The sequence below is a fragment of the Streptomyces sp. NPDC050703 genome, assembly GCF_040654435.1.
In the GTDB taxonomy this organism is placed as follows: Bacteria; Actinomycetota; Actinomycetes; order Streptomycetales; family Streptomycetaceae; genus Streptomyces.
In genome coordinates this window covers 1-21956 of the sequence record NZ_JBFAHX010000030.1, presented here as the reverse complement: position 1 = coordinate 21956, position 21956 = coordinate 1, and the positions used below count along the sequence as shown (strand labels likewise).

The 21956-nt window shown below is 71.2% G+C and carries 22 protein-coding genes; 8 read left to right on the top strand and 14 right to left on the bottom strand.

The genetic code is table 11. The features are described 5' to 3' along the window. Positions 1 to 169 precede the first annotated feature (169 nt). From afsQ1 to AB0I16_RS25065, 5 genes are all read left to right on the top strand, one after another. Positions 170 to 847, top strand: a complete 678-nt coding sequence (gene afsQ1 / locus AB0I16_RS25085; protein WP_030779097.1) for a two-component system response regulator AfsQ1 — start codon at positions 170 to 172, stop codon at positions 845 to 847. Further along, positions 844 to 2394, top strand: coding sequence for a HAMP domain-containing sensor histidine kinase (locus tag AB0I16_RS25080; protein WP_363251791.1), 1551 nt, complete (start codon positions 844 to 846; stop codon positions 2392 to 2394). The genes afsQ1 and AB0I16_RS25080 overlap by 4 nt, the downstream gene beginning before the upstream one ends. Then, positions 2391 to 2993 carry a hypothetical protein gene (locus tag AB0I16_RS25075; protein ID WP_363251790.1) on the top strand — a complete coding sequence of 201 codons (603 nt, stop codon included), beginning with the start codon at positions 2391 to 2393 and terminating at the stop codon, positions 2991 to 2993. The genes AB0I16_RS25080 and AB0I16_RS25075 overlap by 4 nt, the downstream gene beginning before the upstream one ends. A 62-nt stretch (positions 2994 to 3055) precedes the next feature. After that, on the top strand, positions 3056 to 3613 hold the full coding sequence (locus tag AB0I16_RS25070) for a VanZ family protein (RefSeq protein ID WP_363251789.1): 558 nt from the start codon (positions 3056 to 3058) through the stop codon (positions 3611 to 3613). A gap of 89 nt (positions 3614 to 3702) precedes the next feature. Next, complete coding sequence (locus AB0I16_RS25065; RefSeq protein WP_363251788.1) at positions 3703 to 3906, top strand: PspC domain-containing protein; 204 nt, start codon at positions 3703 to 3705, stop codon at positions 3904 to 3906. A gap of 69 nt (positions 3907 to 3975) precedes the next feature. Here AB0I16_RS25065 and AB0I16_RS25060 read toward each other — a convergent pair whose 3' ends face one another. Continuing rightward, complete coding sequence (locus tag AB0I16_RS25060; RefSeq protein ID WP_363251787.1) at positions 3976 to 4329, bottom strand: ATP-binding protein; 354 nt, start codon at positions 4327 to 4329, stop codon at positions 3976 to 3978. Between the two features lie 153 nt (positions 4330 to 4482). After that, positions 4483 to 5652 carry an adenosine deaminase gene (locus AB0I16_RS25055; protein WP_363251786.1) on the bottom strand — a complete coding sequence of 390 codons (1170 nt, stop codon included), beginning with the start codon at positions 5650 to 5652 and terminating at the stop codon, positions 4483 to 4485. 102 nt (positions 5653 to 5754) lie between these two features. Between AB0I16_RS25055 and AB0I16_RS25050 the strand changes: the two genes are divergently transcribed. Next, positions 5755 to 6519: an alpha/beta hydrolase gene (locus AB0I16_RS25050; protein WP_363251785.1), complete on the top strand. Its 765-nt coding sequence runs from the start codon at positions 5755 to 5757 to the stop codon at positions 6517 to 6519. A gap of 17 nt (positions 6520 to 6536) precedes the next feature. Here the strand turns inward: AB0I16_RS25050 and AB0I16_RS25045 are convergent, their stop codons facing one another. Next, positions 6537 to 7496, bottom strand: a complete 960-nt coding sequence (locus tag AB0I16_RS25045; protein WP_363251784.1) for a LysR family transcriptional regulator — start codon at positions 7494 to 7496, stop codon at positions 6537 to 6539. A gap of 62 nt (positions 7497 to 7558) precedes the next feature. Here AB0I16_RS25045 and AB0I16_RS25040 point away from each other — a divergent pair, with 62 nt between their 5' ends. After that, positions 7559 to 8851: an MFS transporter gene (locus tag AB0I16_RS25040; RefSeq protein WP_363251783.1), complete on the top strand. Its 1293-nt coding sequence runs from the start codon at positions 7559 to 7561 to the stop codon at positions 8849 to 8851. A gap of 114 nt (positions 8852 to 8965) precedes the next feature. After that, entirely contained in the window at positions 8966 to 9949 is a 984-nt protein-coding gene (locus AB0I16_RS25035; protein ID WP_363251782.1) for a sigma-70 family RNA polymerase sigma factor, read from the top strand. Here AB0I16_RS25035 and AB0I16_RS25030 read toward each other — a convergent pair. The 11 genes from AB0I16_RS25030 to AB0I16_RS24980 form a co-directional block, all read right to left on the bottom strand. Then, on the bottom strand, positions 9860 to 10240 hold the full coding sequence (locus AB0I16_RS25030; RefSeq protein ID WP_363251781.1) for an STAS domain-containing protein: 381 nt from the start codon (positions 10238 to 10240) through the stop codon (positions 9860 to 9862). The genes AB0I16_RS25035 and AB0I16_RS25030 overlap by 90 nt on opposite strands. Before the next feature lie 64 nt (positions 10241 to 10304). Continuing rightward, complete coding sequence (locus AB0I16_RS25025) at positions 10305 to 10889, bottom strand: Uma2 family endonuclease (protein ID WP_363251780.1); 585 nt, start codon at positions 10887 to 10889, stop codon at positions 10305 to 10307. 123 nt (positions 10890 to 11012) lie between these two features. Beyond that, positions 11013 to 12290 (bottom strand): thymidine phosphorylase, encoded by a 1278-nt coding sequence (locus AB0I16_RS25020; protein ID WP_363251779.1) that lies wholly within the window; start codon positions 12288 to 12290, stop codon positions 11013 to 11015. A gap of 124 nt (positions 12291 to 12414) precedes the next feature. Then, a complete protein-coding gene (locus tag AB0I16_RS25015; RefSeq protein ID WP_363251778.1) occupies positions 12415 to 12816 on the bottom strand; it encodes a cytidine deaminase in 402 nt (133 codons plus the stop codon). Beyond that, positions 12813 to 14075 carry an ABC transporter permease gene (locus AB0I16_RS25010; protein ID WP_363251777.1) on the bottom strand — a complete coding sequence of 421 codons (1263 nt, stop codon included), beginning with the start codon at positions 14073 to 14075 and terminating at the stop codon, positions 12813 to 12815. Before AB0I16_RS25010 ends, AB0I16_RS25015 begins: the two co-directional genes overlap by 4 nt. Next, positions 14072 to 15220, bottom strand: coding sequence for an ABC transporter permease (locus tag AB0I16_RS25005; RefSeq protein ID WP_363251776.1), 1149 nt, complete (start codon positions 15218 to 15220; stop codon positions 14072 to 14074). The genes AB0I16_RS25010 and AB0I16_RS25005 overlap by 4 nt, the downstream gene beginning before the upstream one ends. Continuing rightward, complete coding sequence (locus AB0I16_RS25000; RefSeq protein ID WP_363251859.1) at positions 15217 to 16806, bottom strand: ABC transporter ATP-binding protein; 1590 nt, start codon at positions 16804 to 16806, stop codon at positions 15217 to 15219. Before AB0I16_RS25000 ends, AB0I16_RS25005 begins: the two co-directional genes overlap by 4 nt. A gap of 255 nt (positions 16807 to 17061) precedes the next feature. Further along, entirely contained in the window at positions 17062 to 18114 is a 1053-nt protein-coding gene (locus AB0I16_RS24995) for a BMP family ABC transporter substrate-binding protein (protein WP_363251775.1), read from the bottom strand. A gap of 278 nt (positions 18115 to 18392) precedes the next feature. Next, positions 18393 to 19478: a BMP family ABC transporter substrate-binding protein gene (locus AB0I16_RS24990; protein ID WP_363251774.1), complete on the bottom strand. Its 1086-nt coding sequence runs from the start codon at positions 19476 to 19478 to the stop codon at positions 18393 to 18395. A 218-nt stretch (positions 19479 to 19696) separates the two neighbouring features. Further along, complete coding sequence (locus AB0I16_RS24985; protein ID WP_363251858.1) at positions 19697 to 20944, bottom strand: amidohydrolase; 1248 nt, start codon at positions 20942 to 20944, stop codon at positions 19697 to 19699. 131 nt (positions 20945 to 21075) lie between these two features. Then, on the bottom strand, positions 21076 to 21597 hold the full coding sequence (locus tag AB0I16_RS24980) for a hypothetical protein (protein WP_363251773.1): 522 nt from the start codon (positions 21595 to 21597) through the stop codon (positions 21076 to 21078). Positions 21598 to 21956: the final 359 nt, after the last annotated feature.

Below are 21956 nucleotides of genomic sequence, written 5' to 3'. Positions count from 1 at the left end.
GGTGCTTCTTCCGTCTGACCAAAAGATTGCCGGACCGACTTCATGACGGTGTCCGCCGACTGTCACAGCCCTGTCACAGGGGTCCGGCGCCCCTTCCGTGCGTGAGGGTGAGGTGAGGGAGCGCTCCAGCAGTCGTACTGGAGCCCTGCCATGGGACAGAATGACGTCCGTGCCTTCCCTGTTGCTGATCGAGGACGACGACGCCATCCGGACGGCCCTGGAGCTTTCGCTGACGCGCCAGGGACATCGGGTCGCCACTGCTGCCACCGGCGAGGACGGCCTGAAGCTGCTCGGCGAGCAGCGGCCGGACCTGATCGTGCTGGATGTGATGCTGCCGGGCATCGACGGGTTCGAGGTGTGCCGTCGCATCCGGCGCACCGACCAGCTGCCGATCATCCTGCTCACCGCGCGGAGCGACGACATCGACGTGGTCGTGGGCCTGGAGTCCGGCGCCGACGACTACGTGGTCAAGCCCGTGCAGGGCCGCGTCCTCGACGCCCGTATCCGGGCCGTGCTGCGGCGCGGCGAGCGCGAGGCCAATGACGCGGCGACGTTCGGTTCGCTGGTCATCGACCGCGCCGCGATGACGGTGACGAAGAACGGCGAGGACCTCCAGCTCACCCCGACCGAGCTGCGGCTGCTCCTGGAGCTGAGCCGCAGGCCGGGTCAGGCCCTGTCGCGGCAGCAGTTGCTGCGCCTGGTCTGGGAGCACGACTACCTCGGTGACTCCCGGCTCGTCGACGCGTGCGTGCAGCGGCTGCGCGCCAAGGTCGAGGACGTGCCGTCGTCGCCCACCCTGATCCGTACGGTGCGCGGCGTCGGATACCGGCTGGACACGCCTCAGTGACCGACGCGCAAGGCAGGGTCCGCGGTCTGCCCGCGGCACGCAAGGCCCTCCTGGCGGGGTGGCGCCTCACGAGTCTGCGGCTCCGGCTCGTCCTGGTGTTCGCGCTGGTGGCGCTCACCGCCGCCGTCTCCGCGTCCGGCATCGCGTACTGGCTCAACCGCGAGGCCGTGCTGACGCGTGCGCAGGACGCCGCGCTGAAGGACTTCCGGCAGCAGATGCAGACACGGGCCGGCGCGCTGCGCGCCAGCCCCTCGCAGGAGGAACTGCAGATCGCGGCCGGGCAGATGGCGAGCAGCAGCCAGCGCTACAGCGTGCTGCTCGTCGCCGAGAAGAAGGGCGGCGGCCGGATAGTCGGCTACTCCGACCTGGACGCCTTCACGCTCGCCAAGGTCCCTGGGGCGCTCCAGAAGGCGGTGACCAAGCGGCAGCCGGTCACGTCGGGCAACAAGAGTGCCTACCACCTGTACTGGCAGCGGACCTCCGAGCACGGCACCCCGTACCTGGTCGGCGGCGCCAAGGTGATCGGCGGCGGCCCGACCGGCTACATGCTGAAGTCCCTCGAACCGGAGGCCAAGGACCTCAGTTCGCTCGGCTGGTCCCTCGCGATCGCCACCGCGCTGGCCCTGATCGGCTCCGCGCTGCTCGCCCAGGCCGCCGCGACGACCGTGCTCAAACCGGTGCACCGCCTGGGGGTCGCCGCGCGCAGGCTGGGCGAGGGCAAGCTCGACACCCGGCTGCGCGTCTCCGGCACCGATGAACTGGCGGACCTCTCCCGCACGTTCAACAGGACCGCGGAGAACCTGGAGAAGAAGGTCGCCGACATGAGCGCCCGCGAGGAGGCGTCGCGCCGCTTCGTCGCCGACATGTCGCACGAGCTGCGCACCCCGCTGACCGCCATCACGGCCGTGACCGAGGTCCTGGAGGAGGAGCTGGACGCGGAGACCGGTTCGGTGGACCCGATGATCGAGCCCGCCGTACGCCTGGTGGTGAGCGAGACGCGCCGCCTGAACGACCTCGTGGAGAACCTCATGGAGGTGACCCGCTTCGACGCGGGCACCGCGCGCCTGGTCCTGGACGACGTGGACATCGCCGACCAGATCACCGCGTGCATCGACGCCCGCGCCTGGCTGGACGCGGTCGAGCTGGACGCCGAGCGCGGCATCACCGTACGGCTCGACCCGCGCCGGCTCGACGTGATCCTCGCCAATCTGATCGGCAACGCCCTCAAGCACGGCGGCTCCCCGGTGAAGGTCTCCGTCCGCCTGGAGGACGCGGAGCTGGTCATCGACGTACGCGATCACGGTCCCGGTATCCCCGAGGAGGTCCTGCCGCACGTCTTCGACCGCTTCTACAAGGCGAGCGCGTCCCGGCCTCGGTCCGAGGGCAGCGGTCTGGGGCTGTCCATCGCCCTGGAGAACGCGCACATCCACGGCGGTGAGATCTCCGCGGCCAACTGCCCGCAGGGCGGAGCGGTCTTCACGCTGCGGCTGCCGCGGGACGGCGGGAGCCCCGAAGAGCGTGCCGAGACCGAGGGAGGCGCCGCATGACCGGGCGTCGGATACGCGCCGCGGTCGTCACCGCCGTCCTGACCGCCGGGCTCGCCGGATGCGGGATCAGGTCCACGGAGGTGCCGACCGACTTCGGGCCCGCCCCGTCGCGGGTGCCGTGCCTGATGTCGGGCTCCAGCATCGCGTCGCAGTCGGGCAGCGAGGTCCCCGTGCAGGTCTTCCTGGTCTGCGCGGCCCAGCTCGTGACCGTCGACCGTGCCGTGCGGGTCCACGAGTCCAGGGCGGCCAGCGACCGGGTTCGGATCGCGCAGGCCCTGCTCGACGAGTTGGCCGCGCCCCCTTCGGAGGCCGAGAAGCAGGCCGGCTTCGCCACGGACGTACGCGGCGGCGTCACGGTCACCGGGCCCTCGCGGGGCGAGCCCGAGGAGGCGGTGCGCCTGAGCAGGCCGCCGCAGGACCTTTCCGCCTTCGCGCTCGCGCAGATCGTGTGCACCCTGGCCGACAGTGCCGCGTCGGCCGAGGACCAGACAGTGATCATGGGCGGCCCCGGTGGCGATCCGCTGCGGCGCTACACGTGCGCGCCGGAGGTCCGGTCGCGGCCCGGCTCGGTGGAGCCGCCCTCTGAGACGGTGCGGTAACAGAAGCGACCGCCGGGTAACAGGCGCGTGGACGCGGAACCGATCCTGCCGCCCATGACGTCTTGGGGGGCGTGCGTCAAGGCTCGGGCGGCCGTACTGCCGCCATCCGCTTCCGTGCGGCGGGAGGACTCCTCCTCGCCGCGCATCTTCTGCTCGTCGGATGGATCACGCTGCGTCCGCTGGACGTGCCCTGGGTGAGCGCCGCGAATCTGCAGCCGCTCGCCGGGATCAAGGCGGATCTGGCGCTCGGCGGGGTGCAGGCCACCCGCAGGATCGGCGAGGCCGTGCTGCTGCTCGCGCCCCTCGGCGTGCTGCTCCCGCTGGCCGGCGGCCGGCTCGTCGTGTCGCCGTGGGGTTCCCTGGTGCGAACCGTCGCCGCCGCGGCGCTGCTCTCGCTCGGCATCGAGCTGCTGCAGACCGGCGTGCCCGGCCAGGTCGTCGACATCGACTCGCTGCTCCTGAACACGCTCGGCGTGGCGGCCGTCCACCTCGCGGTGGTGCCCGCGGCGCGGGCCAGGCTCCGCCACCGCCTCGGGACGGAGCGCGGCACCGCCCTCCCGCGGGAGGAGGCATCTCAGGGTCCGACCCCGACGATTCCCAGGGTCGGGATCGCACCGTAGAGCGACGCTTCGTTCCGGTTTCGGCCGTAGCTTGGAGACATCGAGGCACACCAGAGTCCTCCCGCCCACGGTTCGAGAAGGAGCCCGACATGACCGCCCTTGCCCGCCCCACCCACGGCCGGATGATCGGCGGAGTGTGCGCAGCCCTCGCCAGGCGCTTCGGCACCTCCGCGAAGACGATGCGCGTGATCTTCCTGGTCTCCTGCCTGCTGCCGGGCCCGCAGTTCCTGCTCTACCTGGCCATGTGGTTCCTGCTGCCCTCCGAGGACAAGGCCGGCCGCACGGCCTGGTGACCGAAGACGAAGGGGCGCCCCTCCCGCGGCGGGAGGGGCGCCCCTTCGTCGGCCGCGTCGGCCGTGGCCCTAGAGCGGCATGCCGTTCAGTCCGCTGCCGTTGACCGGCAGGCCGTCGAGCACGGCGCCGAGCGCATGCTCGCGCTCCGTCGACGTGAGCGACTGGACGGCCCCTTCCGCGGTGGGCCGCGCGGCGGCCATGCCGCCCAGGAGGGCGCCCTGCCTGGCGGCGACGGACTCGGCGCCGCCCTCGGGCCGCGTGTCGGCCATCTGGCCGACCGGGAGGGCCGACGCGAGGGTGCCGAGGGCCGCGGGGGCGGGTACGACGGGGGCCGCGGCGGCGTTCGCCGCACCGGCTCCCGCGGCGGCGAAGGCGACACCGAGAGCGGCGACACCGAGGGTCTTGGCGGCGGACTGCTTCATCTTCAGGGCGTCCTTGCGAATTCGATGACGGGTATCCGGGCGGTTCAACGACCGGGCCGCCGCCGGATCACGGGCGGCGGGACGCGAAAAAGCGGCCGGGTGACGTACGGCCCCGGCCGCTCCCGTGCTCCGCGGCGCCGCGCGGACCGTGCGCTACTTCGCGGCAGACGTGCCGGTGGACACGGTCTGGCGGAAGAGCCACTCGGACTTCAGCTCGGCGTAGCCGGGCTTGATCACGTCGTTGATCATGGCGAGGCGCTCATCGAAAGGAATGAATGCTGATTTCATCGCATTGACGGTGAACCACTGCATGTCGTCGAGCGTGTAGCCGAACGTGTCGACCAGGTGCTCGAACTCGCGGCTCATGCTCGTGCCGGACATCAACCGGTTGTCGGTGTTCACCGTGGCCCGGAAGTGCAGCTTCCGCAGCATGCCGATGGGGTGTTCGGCGTACGAGGTCGCGGCGCCCGTCTGGAGGTTCGACGTCGGGCAGAGCTCCAGGGGGATGCGCTTGTCCCGTACGTAGGAGGCGAGGCGGCCGAGGCGGACGCTGCCGTCCTCCGCGACCTCGATGTCGTCGATGATGCGCACGCCGTGGCCGAGGCGGTCGGCGCCGCACCACTGGAGGGCCTGCCAGATCGACGGCAGGCCGAACGCCTCGCCCGCGTGGATCGTGAAGTGGTTGTTCTCGCGCTTCAGGAACTCGAAGGCGTCGAGGTGGCGGGTGGGAGGGAAGCCCGCCTCCGCGCCCGCGATGTCGAAGCCGACGACACCGAGATCGCGGTAGCGGTTGGCCAGTTCGGCGATCTCCAGGGCGCGGGCGGCGTGCCGCATGGCGGTGAGCAGGGCGCCCACGCGGATGCGGCGGCCGTTCTCCTTCGCGCGGCGCTCGCCCTCGCGGAAGCCCTCGTTGACGGCCTCGACGACCTCTTCGAGGGTGAGGCCCTGCTCCAGGTGCTGCTCGGGGGCGTACCTGATCTCGGCGTAGACCACGCCGTCCTCGGCGAGGTCCTCGGCGCACTCGGCGGCGACGCGCTTGAGGGCGTCCTTCGTCTGCATGACCGCGCAGGTGTGGGCGAAGGTCTCCAGATACCGCTCCAGGGAGCCGGAGTCGGCGGCCTCGCGGAACCAGATCCCGAGCTTGTCGGGGTCGGTCTCGGGCAGTGCCCCGTACCCGTTCTCCCGGGCGAGTTCGACGATCGTGCCGGGGCGCAGGCCGCCGTCCAGGTGGTCGTGGAGGAGCACCTTGGGGGCGCGGCGGATCTGTTCGGCGCTGGGCGTCTCGCGGTCCGTGTGACCGGGCGTGTGAGTCTGGCTCGTCATTTCGGCACTGTAGCGCCTACGCGCGTAGAACTCACTGGTCGATACGTAACAGTGACCCTGCGGACGGGTGGCGTACACCGTCGCTTCTGACACTGTTCTGTCATGGCACAGCATGGGACGGCGGGGCCCGCGGGCGCGCCCAGGCTCGGGCGCGTGGTCGGAACGGCTCCTTCGGCGGTGAGCGGCGCGGTCCTGCTGCTGCCCGGCGGCACCGAGACATCCACGCGCAGACCCTCTCCGCTCGCGGCGGGCGCCGTGCGCGCGCTCGGCCGCAGGCTGGCCCACGACGGGCGCGCGGCGGGGCTCGCCGCGCACGTCGTGCACTACCGCAGCCGCGGCTGGAACGGCGCGCAGGCGCAGCTCGCCCACGACGCGTCCTGGGCGGCGGACGAGATCGTACGCCTCTACGGCGACGTCCCCGTCTGCCTCGCCGGGGTGGACATGGGCGGCAGGGCGGCGTTGCGCGCCGGCGGGCACAGCGCCGTCGAGTCCGTCCTCGCGCTGGCGCCCTGGCTGCCGGAGGAGGACATGGCGGCGCCGCCCGAACCGGTGAAGCAGCTCGCGGGGCGGCGGGTCCTCATCGTGCACGGCACGAACGACGAACGCACCGATCCGGAGCTGTCGTTCCGGCTCGCGCAGCGGGCCAAGAAGGCCAACCGCGACGTGTGCCGGTTCGAGGTGCACTCGGACGGGCACCGGCTGAGCCAGCACCACGGCGAAGTCCTCGCGCTGGCCTCCGACTTCGTGATGGGGACGCTGTTCGGTGCCGGGTTCGCCCGGCCCCTGGAGGACGCCTTGGCGGCTCCGCCGCCCCTGGGGCTCCGGATGCCGCTGGCCTCCGGCTTCGGGCAGTCGCTCCGGCGGTGAGGCGGTGGCCGGCCCGGTCACGTCGACTGCTGCAGCAGCTTGCCCTTCCTGCTCAGCAGGAACGCCTTGAAGGCCGTCACCGGCGGCGTGTCCGGGTGGCCGTCCAGCCACGCGACGCCGATCTCGCGCACCGCCCGCTGGCCCGTCACCGTCAGCTCCACCACGCCGGGGCGCGGCACGGCGGGCGGGGGCAGGAGCGCCACGCCGAGGCCCGCCGCGACCAGGCCGCGCAGGGTCTCCGCCTCCTCGCCCTCGAAGGCCACGCGGGGCCTGAAGCCCGCCTCCTGGCAGAGGTCGTCCGTGATGCGGCGCAGGCCGTAGCCGGGTTCGAGGGTCACGAAGGCCTCCTCGGCGGCTTCCGCGAGGCGGACGCGCCTGCGCGCGGCCAGGCGATGGTCGTCGGGGACGACCAGGCGCAGCCGCTGCTCGTCGAGGCGCCGGGCGACCAGGTCGGGGGCGTCGGGCACGGGCGAGGTGAGGCAGAGGTCGAGTTCACCGGCGCGCAGCCGCTCCAGCATCGCCTCGCCGTAGTTCTGCACGAGGCTGAAGCGCACCCGCGGGTGGTCGGCGCGGAAGGCGCGGAGCAGCCCCGGCACGGTCTCCGAGCCCATGGTGTGCAGGAAGCCGAAGGCGACCTTGCCGGTCTCCGGGTCGGCGTCGGCCCGCACCGACTCGGCGGCGCGCTCCACCTCGCCGAGGGCACGCTCGACCGGGGCGAGGAAGGTGCGGCCGGCCGGGGTGAGCGAGACGGTGCGCCCGCGGCGCGCGAACAGCTCGACCCCGAGGTCCCTTTCGAGGCGTACGAGGGCGCGGGAGAGCGTCGACTGGGGGATCTGCATCTCCTGGGCGGCGCGCGTGACGTGCTCGGTACGCGCGACGCCCGCGAAGTACGCGAGGCGTGGGGCGAGCAGCGTCACGATGTCCTCCGGGTCACTGTCGTGTGACACGCGCGCCGCCGGCCTGTGCTGATGCTGCATGGGAACGATTATGGCGATTCCATGCATTGGACGCATCAGAAACGCGGTCGTACGTTCGGGGCATGCCTCCTGCCAGTAGCGGGGCGCCCGCCACCACCCCAGCGGTCGCCCTCACCCCGTCGTCCCCCGCCCCCTCGGCCGCCGACTCGCGCATGGCGCCCGGCGGGCCCGGCTACCGCAGGATGAGCTTCGCGCTCTTCCTCGCGGGCGTCGCCACCTTCGCCCTCCTCTACTCCACGCAGGCCCTCCTCCCCCTCGTCTCCGACGACTTCGGGGTGAGCGCGAGCACGGCGAGCTGGACGGTGTCGGCGGCGACGGGCGCACTGGCTCTCCTCGTCCTCCCCCTCAGCGCGCTCAGCGAGCGCTTCGGGCGGCGCGCGGTCATGACCGCCTCGCTGACCGTCGCGGTCGCCGTCGGCCTCCTGGTCCCCTTCGCCCCGTCGGTCGAGGTGCTCATCGCGCTGCGCGCCGTGCAGGGCGCGGCCCTGGCGGGGCTCCCCGCGTCGGCGATGGCGTTCCTCGCGGAGGAGGTGCGGCCGAAGGCGCTGGTCGCCGCCATCGGCATGTTCGTCGCGGGCAACTCCATCGGCGGCATGAGCGGGCGCATCGTGACCGGCTGGGTCGCGCAGGCGTGGGGCTGGCGCGCGGCGCTCGGCGTCGTGGGCGTCGTCGCCGTCCTGTGCGCCGTCGCCTTCCGCGCGCTGCTGCCCGCGCCGCGGCACTTCACCCCGGCCTCCCTGAGCCCGAGGGCCCTGGGGCGCACGGTCCGTACGCACCTGTCGAACCCGCTGCTGTGCAGGCTGTACGCGATCGGGGCGCTGTTCATGACCGTCTTCGGCGCGGTCTACACCGTGATCGGCTACCGGCTCACCGAGGCGCCCTTCTCGCTCCCGCAGGGCGTCATCGGCTCGGTCTTCCTCGTCTACCTCGTCGGTACGGTCTCCTCCGCCGCCGCGGGCAAGCTGGTGGCCAGGCTCGGCCGGCGCGGCGCGCTCTACCTGGCGGTGAGCACGACCGCGGGCGGGCTGCTCCTGTCCCTCTCCCCCTCGCTGGGCCTGGTGCTGCTCGGCCTGGTGCTGATCACCGCCGGGTTCTTCGCCGGGCACGCGGTGGCGTCGTCGTCGGTGAGCCGTACGGCGGCCACGGGCCGCGCGCAGGCCTCCGCCCTGTACCAGTCCGCGTACTACCTGGGGTCCAGCGCGGGCGGCACGCTCGGTGCCGTCGCCTTCCACGCGGGCGGCTGGTCCTGGACCGTGGGGCTCGGGCTCCTGGCGGTGCTTGGCGTCGTGTCGGTCACTCTGTGGGGTTCGCGCGCGGCCCGCGCGAGCGGGCGGGCCGTCCCCGCGTCGGCCTGACAACAGGCCCCGGCCTGCGGGTTCTCCGACTCGGGGGGCCGTTGTCGGTGGGCTGCTGTAGCTTCCGATGCAGGCCCTTCGCGGGGCCGTTCGGACATGGCTTCAGGGGTGGGGATGAGCGACATGGCAGGGACGACGACCGATCTGGACGTCACGCTGGAGAAGCACCGGGTCGAGCTGACCGGGTACTGCTATCGGATGCTGGGTTCGGCCTTCGAGGCCGAGGACGCCGTGCAGGACACGATGGTGCGGGCCTGGCGCGGCTTCGACAAGTTCGAGGGCCGCTCCAGCGTCCGCTCCTGGCTGTACCGCATCGCGACGAACGTCTGCCTGGACATGCTGAACGCGGGCAACCGCCGCGCCCGCCCCATGGACCTGACCGCCGCCGCCCCGCTGGCGCAGGCGGCGCTCACCCCGCGCCCCGACAACACCTGGCTGGAGCCGATGCCGGACGCCCGCGTCCTGCCGTCGCTCCACGACCCCGCCGAGGCGGCCGTCGCCAAGGAGTCGGTGCGCCTGGCGTTCGTCGCGGCCCTGCAGAACCTGCCGCCGAAGCAGCGGGCCGTGCTGATCCTCCGCGAGGTCCTCGCGTGGAAGGCCAGTGAGGTCGCCGAGCTGATCGGCACCTCCGTGGCCTCGGTCAACAGCGCTCTCCAGCGGGCCCGCGCCACCCTCGCCGAGCGCCCGGAGGACGACACCGCCGTCTCCGACCCGCTCGACGAGGAGCAGCAGAAGCTCCTCGACCGCTATGTCGCCGCCTTCGAGGGCTATGACATGGCGGCGCTCACGGCGCTGCTCGCCGAGGACGCCGTCATGACGATGCCGCCGTTCGACCTGTGGCTGCGGGGCACCGGGGACATCACGGGCTTCATGTCCACGATGGGCGCCGCGTGCGCCAACGGCCGCCTCCTGCCGGTGGACGTGAACGGCACGCCGGGCTTCGCGCAGTACAAGCCCGACCCGGAGAACGGCGGTTACATGCCCTGGTCGATCCAGGTCATCGAGATCTCACAGGGCCGTATCGCCGGCTTCCACTGCTTCCTGGACACCCAGCGGTGGTTCCCCCTCTTCGGGGTGCCGCTCCACCTCGACGACTAGGCCGAGGAGTTCGGTCAGTCCGAGGAGGCCGAGGAGGGCGAGCAGGGCGGGGGCGGGGTTGCGGAGCCGTATCCGTCTCCCCGCTCTGCGGGCGGCCAGTTGGAGCCGGGCGATGGCGTCGACGGTCGCGAGGTCGGAGGTCGTCACGGCGGTGACGTCGCAGATGACGTCGGCACCGGGGCCGTGCCTCGCGGCGGTCACCTCTTCGCAGAGGCGGGGCACGTCCTCCGGGCGCAGAGGGCCCGCGATGCGGATGAGGTGTGCTCGGGGGTGCGCTTCGGGGTCGGCCATGCAGGGTGGACCGGCGGGGCGGGCGGAACTCATCGGTGGGGCCGCCCGGTGAAGCCTGCGTGCGTCAGTCCACGGGGAACGCGCTGGTGTCGATCTCCAGGTCGAAGGGGGCGGGGAGCTTGACCGCCTCGCCGAACTTGCAGGTTCGAAGCGCACGGTAGACGCCGCCTCGGGGGTCTCCGTAAAGGGTGATGGTGGGGCCGCCGGAGGCCCAACGGTCGGCGAGCAGGTACAGAGGTACGCCACCCGCCGCATAGCCCGCGACCTTACTGATGCGGTCGTGACTTGCGTTCGACTGTGACGTGACCTCAAGGACCAGTTCGGCGGCAGCAGCCGGAATGTGCTGCTCCCCCTTTCCCACTACGTCCGCTCGCGGGGCCACGACCAGATCGGGGATGTAGGCACTCGTCCGAGACGGCACAAGAATGGTCTGCTCGTGGTAAATGCCAAGCTCGAATGGGATCGAACTCAGCTGCCGGTGAATCAGCTCAGCGATCTCGTTGTGATTGTTCGAGGGACTGGGCGACACGGTGATGACCCCTTCAATGATCTCCACCTTGCTGCCCTCGGGCCACTCCATCTCCTCCCAGAGCCGGACGAGGTCGTCCCAGCTCTGACCAGGCTCATGGCCTACGGTGAGTGCGCCCATGGCGGTCCCCTTCTCAGATGCGTCACCGATCCCAGCATGCCGAACGGGACCGGTGGCGGTCCACCGGTCCCGTTCACCCGTACGAGTACGCCTTGGCCAAGGCACCGCCCCGGGGCGGTGGGGTCAGCCGATCCGGTCGAGCACGATCGGCGTCGGCGCGAAGGACGCCCCCTCGGCAGCGATGTCGAAGGCCCCCTCCAGGGACTGGAGCGCGTAGTCGAAGCGCTCCGGGGTGTCCGTGTGCAGGGTGAGGAGAGGGGCGCCCGCCTCCACGGAGTCGCCCGGCTTCGCGTGGAGCTCCACGCCCGCGCCCGCCTGGACGACGTCCTCCTTGCGGGCGCGGCCCGCACCCAGGCGCCAGGCGGCGACGCCGACGTCGTACGCGTCCAGCCGGGTCAGGACGCCGGACGACGGGGCCTTCACCACGTGCGTCTCGCGGGCCACCGGCAGCTCCGCGTCCGGGTCGCCGCCCTGGGCCGCGATCATGCGGCGCCACACGTCCATCGCCGAGCCGTCGGCCAGCGCCTTCGCCGGGTCGGCGTCCTTCAGGCCCGCCGCGTCGAGCATCTCGCGGGCCAGGGCGAGGGTCAGCTCGACGACGTCCGCGGGGCCGCCGCCCGCGAGGACCTCCACGGACTCCCGGACCTCAAGGGCGTTGCCCGCCGTGAGGCCGAGGGGGGTCGACATGTCCGTCAGCAGAGCCACCGTGCGGACGCCGCTGTCGGTGCCCAGCTCGACCATCGTGGACGCCAGCTCGCGGGCGTCGCCGAGGTTCTTCATGAAGGCGCCCGTGCCGACCTTCACGTCGAGGACGAGCGAGCCCGTGCCCTCGGCGATCTTCTTCGACATGATCGACGAGGCGATCAGCGGGATCGCCTCGACGGTGCCGGTCACGTCCCGCAGGGCGTAGAGCTTCTTGTCGGCGGGCGCCAGGCCGTCGCCGGCCGCGCAGATGACCGAGCCGACGCCGTCGAGGACGCTCAGCATCTCCTCGTTGGACAGCAGCGCGCGCCAGCCGGGGATGGCCTCCAGCTTGTCCAGGGTGCCGCCCGTGTGGCCGAGGCCCCGGCCCGAGAGCTGCGGGACGGCCGCGCCGCACGCGGCGACCAGCGGGGCGAGCGGCAGCGTGATCTTGTCGCCGACGCCGCCCGTGGAGTGCTTGTCGGCGGTCGGGCGGGAGAGCGAGGAGAAGTCCATGCGCTCACCGGAGGCGATCATCGCGGCGGTCCAGCGGGCGATCTCCTTGCGGTTCATGCCGTTGAGCAGGATCGCCATGGCGAGGGCGGACATCTGCTCGTCGGCGACCGCGCCGCGCGTGTAGGCGTCGATGACCCAGTCGATCTGCTCGTCGCTGAGCTCGCCCCGGTCGCGCTTGGTGCGGATGACGGAGATGACGTCCATTGGCATGTCCTTCCAGCGGTACAACAGCGTACGTATGCGGATGTGTTCGGGACTCTACGCGCATAGAGGGCGGAGATGAAGGCGGCCCCGCACCACGGGAGTCTCCAGGGTGCGGGGCCGTTGTTCAGTTGAGGTGCTGCGGGCCGAACGCGTCCGGCAGCATATCGCCGAGCGTCCGCACCCCCGAGGGCGTCTCCATGACGAGGCCGGCGCCCCCGAACTCGTACAGGAGCTGGCGGCAGCGGCCGCACGGCATGAGGATCTCGCCCTTGCCGTCCACGCACGTGAAGTGGGTGAGCCGGCCGCCCCCGGTGAGCTGGAGCTGGGAGACCAGGCCGCACTCGGCGCAGAGGCCGAGGCCGTAGGAGGCGTTCTCCACGTTGCAGCCGGAGACCGTCCTGCCGTCGTCGACCAGGGCCGCGGCACCGACCGGGAACCCGGAGTAGGGCGCGTACGCGCGGGACATGGCCGCGCGCGCGGCTTCCCGCAGGGCGTCCCAGTCGGTGTCCGCGGAAGCAGTCGTCACTTGCCTTGTCCCTTTCGGTACGGCATTCCGTCCGCCTTCGGCATGCGCAGCCGCTGGGCGGAGAGCGAGAGGACCAGCAGGGTCACCACGTACGGCGTGGCGGTGACGACCTGGTTGGGCACCTCGTCGGTCAAGCCGTACCACACGAACATCAGCGCGGAGACGGCCGCGGTGATCGCCGCGGGGATGTACCGCTTGCGCCAGACGAGGTAGACCGCGCCGATGACCAGCAGGATCGCGAGGAGCAGCAGCAGCGCGTGGACGTTGGTGCCGCCACCCCGGAGCTTCAGGCTGTCGGTGTAACCGAACAGGCCCGCGCCCAGCGCGAGTCCGCCCGGCATCCAGTTGCCGAAGATCATCGCGGCGAGGCCGATGTAGCCGCGCCCGCCGGTCTGGCCCTCCAGGTAGATGTTGGAGGCGACCAGGGAGAGGAAGGCGCCGCCGAGTCCGGCGAGGCCGCCGGAGATGACCACGGCCAGGTACTTGTACTTGTAGACGTTGACGCCGAGCGACTCGGCGGCGATCGGGTTCTCGCCGCAGGAGCGCAGGCGCAGACCGAACGAGGTGCGCCACAGGACCCACCAGCTCAGCGGCACCATCGCCACGGCGATGACGGTGAGCGGCGAGAGGTCGGTGATCAGGCCGCCGACCAGGCCCGCGAGGTCGGAGACCAGGAACCAGTGCTTGTCGTTCAGGTCCTGGAGCCAGTCGGAGAGGCCCGGCACGGAGAAGTCGCCGAGCGACTCGACGGGCGGCGACTGCTTCGACGTACCGCCCTCCTCGCCCTCGAAGGCGAAGGTGGCGAGGTAGCGGGTGGCGCCGAGGGCGAGGATGTTCAGGGCGACACCGGAGACGATGTGGTTGACGTTGAACGTGATCGTGACGATCGCGTGCAGCAGTCCGCCGAGCGCGCCGCCGAGGATGCCGAAGAGGACGCCGACCCACGGGCCCCACTGGAAGCCCGCCCAGGCGCCGAACCAGGTGCCGAGGATCAGCATGCCCTCAAGGCCGATGTTGACCACGCCCGCGCGCTCGGCCCACAGGCCGCCGAGGCCCGCGAGGCCGATCGGCACGGCGAGCTTGAGGGCCGTGGACATCTGGCCGGTGGACGTGATGCCGTCCGCGCCCGTGACGAGGCGGACCACGGAGGTCAGCACCAGGACGCCCGCGATGATCAGCAGCAGGACGGGGAGCGAGACGCGGCGGCGGCCCGGCGAGGGCTGCTTGGCCGGGGGCTTGGCGACGGTTGCCGTGCTCATCGGGCAGCCACCTCCTTCACGGAGTCGTTGTTGCCGTTGTTGCCGTTGTTGCCGTTCGCCCGGGCGGCGGCGGCCAGTTCCTCACCGACACGGCGCTGCTGGCGGCGCAGGCCCCAGCGGCGCACCTCCTCGTAGGAGACGACGACCGCGATCACGATGAGGCCCTGCATGATCACCGCGATCTCCTTGTCGTACGCCTCCGGCTGGGCGTAGTCGAGGGCGGGCGACGCCTTGTCGAGGAAGGCCCAGAGCAGCGCCGCGAAGGCGATGCCGACCGGGTTGTTGCGGCCGAGGAGCGCGATGCCGATGGCGGTGAAGCCGAGGCCCGCGGGGAAGGAGAGGCTGTACGTGTGGGTGTCGCCGAGCAGGATCGGCAGGCCCGCGAGGCCCGAGACCGCGCCGGAGATCAGCATGGCGCTGAGCACCATGCGCTTGGCGTTGACGCCGGAGGCCGCGGCGGCCGACTCGGAGGCGCCGGTGGCGCGCAGGTCGAAACCGAACCGGGTGCGGTTGAGGATCAGCCAGTACAGGACGCCCGCGAGCACCGCGATGACCACGAAGCCGTAGATCTCGCCGCCCGCGACCTTGATGCCGGGGAACCAGCCGGACTTCTCCATGACACCGGTCGTCTGGTTGTTGCCGACCGGGACGCCGAAGTTCTCGGTGAGGGTGAGGTAGGCGATGACGCTCGTCGCGATGGCGTTGAGCATGATCGTCGCGACGACCTCGCTGACGCCGCGGGTGGTCTTGAGGATGCCCGCGATGCCGGCCCAGAAGGCGCCGGTGAGCATGGCGACCAGCATGAGCATGGGGATCTGCAGGAACGAGGGCAGCGCGAGGTGCGTGCCGACGACGGCGGTCACCATCGCGGCCAGGCGGTACTGCCCGTCCACGCCGATGTTGAACAGGTTCATGCGGAAGCCGATGGCCACCGCGAGCGCCGCCAGGTAGTACATCCCCGCCTGATTGAGGATCAGGACCTGGATGTCGGAGAAGGTGGCCTGCTCCAGCATCAGGCTGTACGGCTCGATCGGGCTCTTGCCCGAGGCGAGCAGCACGACCGAGGTCAGCGCCACGGCCACGACCAGGGCGATGACCGGTCCGGCCACCGCGAGGAGCACGCGCTCCCTGTCGAACTTCTTCATCGGTTGTCGTCCTCCTCGGAGCCGTCACCGGACTCGACGTGTTCCAGGTGACCGGAGGCGGCACCCGTCATCGCCGACCCCAGCTCCTCCGGCGTGATGGTGGCCGGGTCGGCGTCCGCCACGAACGTCCCGCGGTAGATCACGCGGAGGGTGTCGGAGAGGCCGATCAGCTCGTCCAGGTCGGCGGAGATCAGCAGTACGGCGAGGCCCTCGCGGCGGGCCTCGCGGATCTGGTCCCAGATCTGCGCCTGCGCGCCGACGTCCACACCGCGGGTGGGGTGGGCGGCGATCAGGAAGCGCGGCTTGTGGCTCATCTCGCGGCCGACGATCAGCTTCTGCTGGTTGCCGCCGGAGAGCGAGGCCGCCGTCACGTCGATGCCGGGCGTACGGACGTCGTACTCCTCGACGATGCGGCGCGTGTCGGCCTGGGCGCTCTTGAGGTCCAGCCAGAAGCCCACCTTGCCGCCGGCGTTCGGCCGCTCGGTGACATGGCCGAGGATGCGGTTCTCCCACAGCGGGGACTCCAGGAGGAGCCCGTGGCGGTGGCGGTCCTCGGGGATGTAGCCGATGCCGTCCTCGCGCCGCTTGCGCGTGGGGTGGGCGGTGATGTCCTCGCCCGCCATGCGGATCACGCCCGAGTCGGCGTGCTTCAGGCCGATGAGCGCGTCGATCAGCTCGGTCTGGCCGTTGCCCTCGACACCCGCGATGCCGAGGACCTCGCCCTCGTGGATGGTGAACGAGATGTCGTCGAGCAGCGCCCGGCCCGATTCGCCGTCGGCCAGCAGCTTCAGGCCCTCGACCTGGATCATCGGCCGGTCGGTGACCGTCGACTCCGCCGTCTCCGGGGTCGGCAGCTCGCTGCCGACCATCAGTTCGGCGAGCTGGCGCGGTGTCGTCTCGGCGGGGACGGCCGTGCCGACCGTCGTGCCGCGCCGGATGACGGTGATGTCGTCGGCGACGGAGAGGACCTCGCCCAGCTTGTGGGAGATGAAGATGACGGACAGGCCCTCGGACTTCAGCTCGCGCAGGTTGTCGAAGAGCGCGTCGACCTCCTGCGGCACGAGCACGGCCGTGGGCTCGTCGAGGATCAGCGTGGTGGCGCCGCGGTAGAGGACCTTGAGGATCTCCACGCGCTGCCGGTCGGCCACGCCGAGGTCCTCGACGTACGCGTCGGGGCGCACCCCGAGGCCGTAGCGCTCGGAGATCTCGGCGATCTTGCGGCGGGCGGCGCCGCCGATGCCGTGCAGCTTCTCGCTGCCGAGCACGATGTTCTCCAGGACGGTCAGCTGGTCGGCCAGCATGAAGTGCTGGTGGACCATGCCGATGCCGCGCGCGATCGCGTCCGCCGGACTGGCGAAGGCGACCTGCTCGCCGTCGACGGTGATGGTGCCCTCGTCCGGCTTCTGCATGCCGTAGAGGATCTTCATCAGGGTCGACTTGCCGGCGCCGTTCTCGCCCACGAGGGCGTGCACGGTGCCCTTGCGGACGGCGAGGCGGATGTCGTGGTTGGCCACGACTCCCGGGAAGCGCTTGGTGATGCCGACGAGTTCGACGGCGATGGGCGGAGGGTTGGTGGACGCGTCGATGGCGCACTCTCCTCGGGGAACTGAAGGAAAGGGGCCGCCTACGCGCGCAGTGCCCCTGCTATGTGGTGCTGCTGGGTCCTCGTGGATGCTGCTGAGGAGGTCCCTCGTGCGAAGTACCGCCGTACGAGGGGGAGTCGGGCCGCGGGCCGCGCGAACGGGGCGCGGGGTGAACCATCCTCCCCCACACCCCGTCGCACGGACATCCCGCTGCCGTCACGGCGTCACGCCGTCACGCCATGGCCTTGCGGCCTGGCCTCACGGCGTGGTCTTGACCTTGATCTTTCCGTCCTTGATGCCCGCCTCGGCCTTGTCGAGGGCGGCCTGGACGTCCTTCATCTTCATGAACTCGGGGTTCGACTCCGCGAGCGCGACACCGCCGGACTTGAGGTCGGCGCGGACGACGCCGCCCTTGGCGTTGCCGTCCTCGACGGCCTTCGCCAGGTTGTAGACCGAGCCCGCGACGTCCTTGGTGGCGGACGTCAGGATGTGCTTCTTGTACTTGGCGAGCGCGTCCTGCTTGTACTGGTCGGAGTCGACGCCGATCGCCCAGACCTTCTTGGCGGCGGCGGCCTCGATGACGCCCTGGCCGGAGAGGCCGGCGGCGTGGTAGACCACGTCGGCGCCCTTCTCGATCTGGCCCTGCGCGGCCGTCTTGCCCTTGTCGGGGCTGGAGAAGCCGCCGTCCTCGGCCTTCTCCGTCAGGTACTGCTTGACGACCTTGACCTTGGGGTCGGTGTCCTTGACGCCCTGGGCGAAGCCCGCCTCGAACTTGTGGATGAGCGGGACGTCCACGCCGCCGATGAAGCCGACGGTCTTGGACTTGGTGGTCTTGGCGGCGGCGACGCCCGCGAGGTAGGACGCCTCCTGCTCGCTGAAGACCAGGTCGGCGACGTTGTCCGCCTTGACGGTCTCGTCGTCGACGATGCCGAAGGTGGTCTTCGGGAACTTCTCCGCGACCTCCTTGATGGCGGGCGCGTAGGCGTAGCCGACACCGATGACGGGGTTGTAGCCCTGCTTGGCGAGCTGCGTCAGGCGCTGCGTCTTGTCGGCGTCGGACTCGCCGTCGACCGGCTCGACGGCCTTCTCGCCGGTCTTGAACTCGGCGGCGGCCTTCTTCATGCCGACGGTCGCGGCGTCGTTGAAGGACTGGTCGCCGGCGCCACCGACGTCGTAGGCGATGGCGACGCCCTTGTTCTTGTCGTCCTTGCTGGCGGCGGCGTCGCTGGACGTGCCACCACAGGCGGAGACGGAGACGGCAAGGGCCGCGGTCGCGGCGCCCGCGACAGCTATTCGAGACACCCGGCGCATAGAGACGAACTCCTTGAGTCAAGCAAGCACAAGCACGTACGAGCGCCTCACCTGGCGCTGATTTCGCCGCAGCGTAACGCGCGTAGACCTGACATAAGAACCCTTCTGTCCGGTCCGTTATCGACCTGTGGCCACGCGGCGTCGGGGGGATGACGGGGGCACGAACACGCCAAAGGCGCCCCCGATGACAGGGGCGCCCAGGTGGCAGGGGACGTACTACGTACAACGTGCCGACGGCGTACTACGTACAACGTGCGGGGCCGCGGCGCCGCCGCGGGTCACGGCTCGGTCTTGACCTCGACCTTGCCGCTGATGACGTCCTCCTTGGCCTTCTCGACCGCGGCGACGACGTCCTTCATCTCCCGGTACTTCGGGTTGGAGTCGGCGAACCCGACGCGGCCCGACTTGAGGTCGTAGCGCTGCTCGCCCTTCATCGGCTTGCCCTCGACGACCGACTTCGACAGGTCGTACACCGCGCCGCCGACGTCCTTCAGCGCGGAGCCGAGGATGTGGTCCTTGTACTTGGCGAGCGCCTTCTGCGCGTACTGGTCGGAGTCGACGCCGATCGCCCACTTCTTCTGCGAGCCGGTCTCCTGGATGACGCCCTGCCCCGAGAGGCCGGCGGCGTGGTAGATCACGTCGGCGCCCGCCTCGATCTGTCCGCTCGCCGCGTTCTGCCCCTTGTCGGGGCTGGAGAAGCCGCCCTCCTCGGGCTTCTCCGTCAGATACCGCTTCTCGATCTCGATCTTCGGATCGACCGACTTCACGCCCTGGACGAATCCGGCCTCGAATTTGTGGATGAGCGGAATGTCCACTCCGCCGATGAATCCGACGTGCTTGGCCTTGCTCGCCTTCGCGGCGGCCACACCCGCCAGATACGAACCCTGCTCCTCGTGGAACACGAGATCGGCGACGTTGTCGGCCTTCACGGTGTTGTCGTCGATGATCCCGAAAGTGGTCTTCGGATACTTCTTGGCGGCCGCCTCGACGGCGGGCGCGTAGACGAAGCCGACGCCGATCACCGGGTCGTAGCCCTGCCTGGCGAGCTGTTCGAGGCGCTGGACCTTGTCGGCGCTGGACTCGCCGTCACCCGGCTCCATGTCCACGCCACCGATCTTGAACTCCTTGCGGGCCTTGTCGTAGCCGCTGAAGGCCGCGTCGTTGAAGGACTGGTCGCCCTGGCCACCGATGTCGTAGGCGAGACCGATGCCCTTGCCCTTGTACGACGAACCGGCCGAGCCCTTGCCGTCCTTGCCCCCGTCGTCCTTGGACGCCTCGCTGCTCGTCTTGCCGCACGCGGAAGCCGCGAGGGTGAGCGACGCCACCGCCACGGCCACCTGGGAAAGTTTCGATACACGACGCATAGGACGTACTCCTCACGTTTCCCAACGCACCGTTGGCGGCGTTGATTTCGGCGCACATTAACGCGCGTAGAAAGGGAGGGGAACGGGTTTTCGCGCGGCCGTTACCCATTCGTGCCGCGTACTTGTCGCACGCCTGAGGGAGGGGCACCCGGTAGGCACCCCTCCCCTTTCTCACGTCACCTACGCGGCTTCCCGCGTCACGTACGTGACGGCCCGCGTCACATGCGTGCGGCGTCCAGGAGGGCGGCCGCGGTGAAGAGTTCGACGCCGACCGTGATCGCCGACTCGTCCGCGTCGAAGTCGCCCTGGTGCAGGTCGCGGACCCCGCGCTCGCCCGGCTTGCGTACGCCGAGTCGGGCCATGGCGCCCGGCACGTGCTCCAGGTACCAGGAGAAGTCCTCGCCGCCGAGGCTCTGCTCGGTGCTCTCCACGGAGAGCGGGCCGCGCCGCGCGACCATGGCGTCCCGCAGCAGATCGGCCGCTCCGGGGGCGTTGACGACGGGCGGGACGCCCCGTACGTAGTTGATCTCCAGCTTGGCGCGGTACTGGTCGGCGACCTCCTGGATGGCGGCGTGCACCAGGTCGGGCGCCTCCCGCCAGGTCTTGAGGTCCAGGCAGCGCACGGTCCCCGCCAGCTCCGCGTGTTGCGGCACGACGTTCGGGGCGTGGCCCGACTCGATGCGGCCCCACGTCAGCGAGAGCCCCGAGCGGGCGTCGACGCGGCGGGCGACGAGGAACGGCGCCTCGGTGGCGACCTTGGCCACCGCCGTCACGATGTCGGTGGTCAGATGGGGGCGGGCGGTGTGCCCGCCGGGCCCGTCGAGCGAGACCTCCAGACGGTCGCAGGCGGAGGTGATCGGGCCGTGCCGCAGCCCGATGCGGCCCGCGTCGACGCGGGGGTCGCAGTGCACGGCGAGGATCTTGCCCACGCCTTCCAGGGCGCCCGCCTTGATCGCGTCGGCGGCGCCGCCCGGCAGCACCTCCTCCGCGGGCTGGAAGATCAGCCGCACCGGAAAGGGCAGCTGCCCCTTCGCCGCCAGGTCCGCGAGGACGATGCCGGTGCCGAGCACGACGGTGGTGTGCACGTCGTGGCCGCAGGCGTGGGCGCGGTCGGGCACGGTGGAGCGGTACGGCACGCCGCGCTTGGTGTCGGGGATGGGCAGCGCGTCGATGTCGGCGCGCAGGGCGAGCATCGGGCGCACGCCGTCCCACTCCCCGATGTCGCAGACGAGCCCCGTCCCCGCGGGGAGCACCCGGGGCGCGAGGCCCGCCTCCTCCAGGCGGGCCTTGAGGGCCGCGGTGGTACGGAACTCCTGGTTGCCGAGCTCCGGGTGCATGTGGAGGTCACGACGGAAGGCGGTGAGCTCGACGCGCAGCGGTTCGGGCAGCGCGCCGGGAAGCGTTTCCGCGGGAGCGGACTCCGTTCCTGACACGTCGTCGGACTCCTGTTCGGACGCACGGGACATCAGTTGGTTCACCCTCTGAAGGGTAGGGCTGGGGAGCGGTCAACTGACCCACGATCAACAAAAGTTCAGCCCGTTAGGGGAAGAATTTCTGGCCTCGTGGCGCATGGCCGCTGGTCGGGATGGGTAAACTTTTACGCCGCCGTGGAGGATGCGCGGGTCGTCCGGCGCCGGTAATAGGCCAGGGCGACCGCCGTCAGCAGGGGCGGCCAGGCGATCAGCGGAACGTAGCAGACCACGAGCAGCACGTGTTGCGCCGCGCCGTCGGTGACACCTCCCTCTCTTCCGAGTCCGGCGAGCTGGGCGTAGAAGGCCCAGCCCCCGATCGCGAACAGCCCCGCGGCGCCGAGCAGTGCCGGCACCACGGCGGCGAGCGTCGGCACCCGTCGCCCGCCGAGTCCGGGTACCCACCCGGGAACGATCTCACCCCACCCGCGCACAAGCCCGAGCGTCAGCAACGCGAGCCCCTCCGACACCACGCTCAACATCAGTACGTACGTGGCCTCAGCGGCTCCCCGCTGCTCGACGGCGGCCACGGGCAGCCCGGCGACCAGGGCCACGCGCCACACCCCGGACGGCAGGGTCAGCCAGGGCACGGCGTGCGCGGCGAACGCGGCCCAGCGGGGCACGCCGGGCAGAGCGATCATTCTCATCATGCGCTCGATGCTGCCGCCGGGCGATCGGGGGCGCGTCGGCGTGGGGGTGGAGGTGGGGGGTGTGGGCTCCCCCGGGTGGGGGAGGTGGGGTCGGCCGGGGGCATTGCCTGGTTGCCGGGGCCGCCCGGTTCCCCGGAAGTGTGGCGCCTCCCCCGGGTGGGGGCGGGAGGTGGGGCCGGCCTGAGGCGTTGCCCGGTTGCCAGGGCCGCCCGGTTCCCCGGAAGTGTGGCGCCTCCGCCCCGCCAGTATAAGGGCGCTCCCTACCGGTCGCGTCGGCTGCGCCGATTCCGCTTTCGCTCCACCCTTGACTGGCGGGGCTCCACCGCGAAGCTGCCATTGACCGGGCGGCCACGAATGGG

Excerpts from the sequence above, each read along its gene's own strand:
- AB0I16_RS25075 (WP_363251790.1), top strand. The coding sequence starts at position 2,391 with ATGACCGGGCGTCGGATACGCGCCGCGGTCGTCACCGCCGTCCTGACC.
- AB0I16_RS25065 (WP_363251788.1), top strand. The coding sequence starts at position 3,703 with ATGACCGCCCTTGCCCGCCCCACCCACGGCCGGATGATCGGCGGAGTG.
- AB0I16_RS25060 (WP_363251787.1), bottom strand. The coding sequence starts at position 4,329 with ATGAAGCAGTCCGCCGCCAAGACCCTCGGTGTCGCCGCTCTCGGTGTC.
- AB0I16_RS25055 (WP_363251786.1), bottom strand. The coding sequence starts at position 5,652 with ATGACGAGCCAGACTCACACGCCCGGTCACACGGACCGCGAGACGCCC.
- AB0I16_RS25050 (WP_363251785.1), top strand. The coding sequence starts at position 5,755 with ATGGCACAGCATGGGACGGCGGGGCCCGCGGGCGCGCCCAGGCTCGGG.
- AB0I16_RS25045 (WP_363251784.1), bottom strand. The coding sequence starts at position 7,496 with ATGCAGCATCAGCACAGGCCGGCGGCGCGCGTGTCACACGACAGTGAC.
- AB0I16_RS25040 (WP_363251783.1), top strand. The coding sequence starts at position 7,559 with ATGCCTCCTGCCAGTAGCGGGGCGCCCGCCACCACCCCAGCGGTCGCC.
- AB0I16_RS25035 (WP_363251782.1), top strand. The coding sequence starts at position 8,966 with ATGAGCGACATGGCAGGGACGACGACCGATCTGGACGTCACGCTGGAG.
- AB0I16_RS25030 (WP_363251781.1), bottom strand. The coding sequence starts at position 10,240 with ATGGCCGACCCCGAAGCGCACCCCCGAGCACACCTCATCCGCATCGCG.
- AB0I16_RS25025 (WP_363251780.1), bottom strand. The coding sequence starts at position 10,889 with ATGGGCGCACTCACCGTAGGCCATGAGCCTGGTCAGAGCTGGGACGAC.
- AB0I16_RS25020 (WP_363251779.1), bottom strand. The coding sequence starts at position 12,290 with ATGGACGTCATCTCCGTCATCCGCACCAAGCGCGACCGGGGCGAGCTC.
- AB0I16_RS25010 (WP_363251777.1), bottom strand. The coding sequence starts at position 14,075 with ATGAGCACGGCAACCGTCGCCAAGCCCCCGGCCAAGCAGCCCTCGCCG.
- AB0I16_RS25005 (WP_363251776.1), bottom strand. The coding sequence starts at position 15,220 with ATGAAGAAGTTCGACAGGGAGCGCGTGCTCCTCGCGGTGGCCGGACCG.
- AB0I16_RS24995 (WP_363251775.1), bottom strand. The coding sequence starts at position 18,114 with ATGCGCCGGGTGTCTCGAATAGCTGTCGCGGGCGCCGCGACCGCGGCC.
- AB0I16_RS24990 (WP_363251774.1), bottom strand. The coding sequence starts at position 19,478 with ATGCGTCGTGTATCGAAACTTTCCCAGGTGGCCGTGGCGGTGGCGTCG.
- AB0I16_RS24985 (WP_363251858.1), bottom strand. The coding sequence starts at position 20,944 with ATGTCCCGTGCGTCCGAACAGGAGTCCGACGACGTGTCAGGAACGGAG.
- AB0I16_RS24980 (WP_363251773.1), bottom strand. The coding sequence starts at position 21,597 with ATGATGAGAATGATCGCTCTGCCCGGCGTGCCCCGCTGGGCCGCGTTC.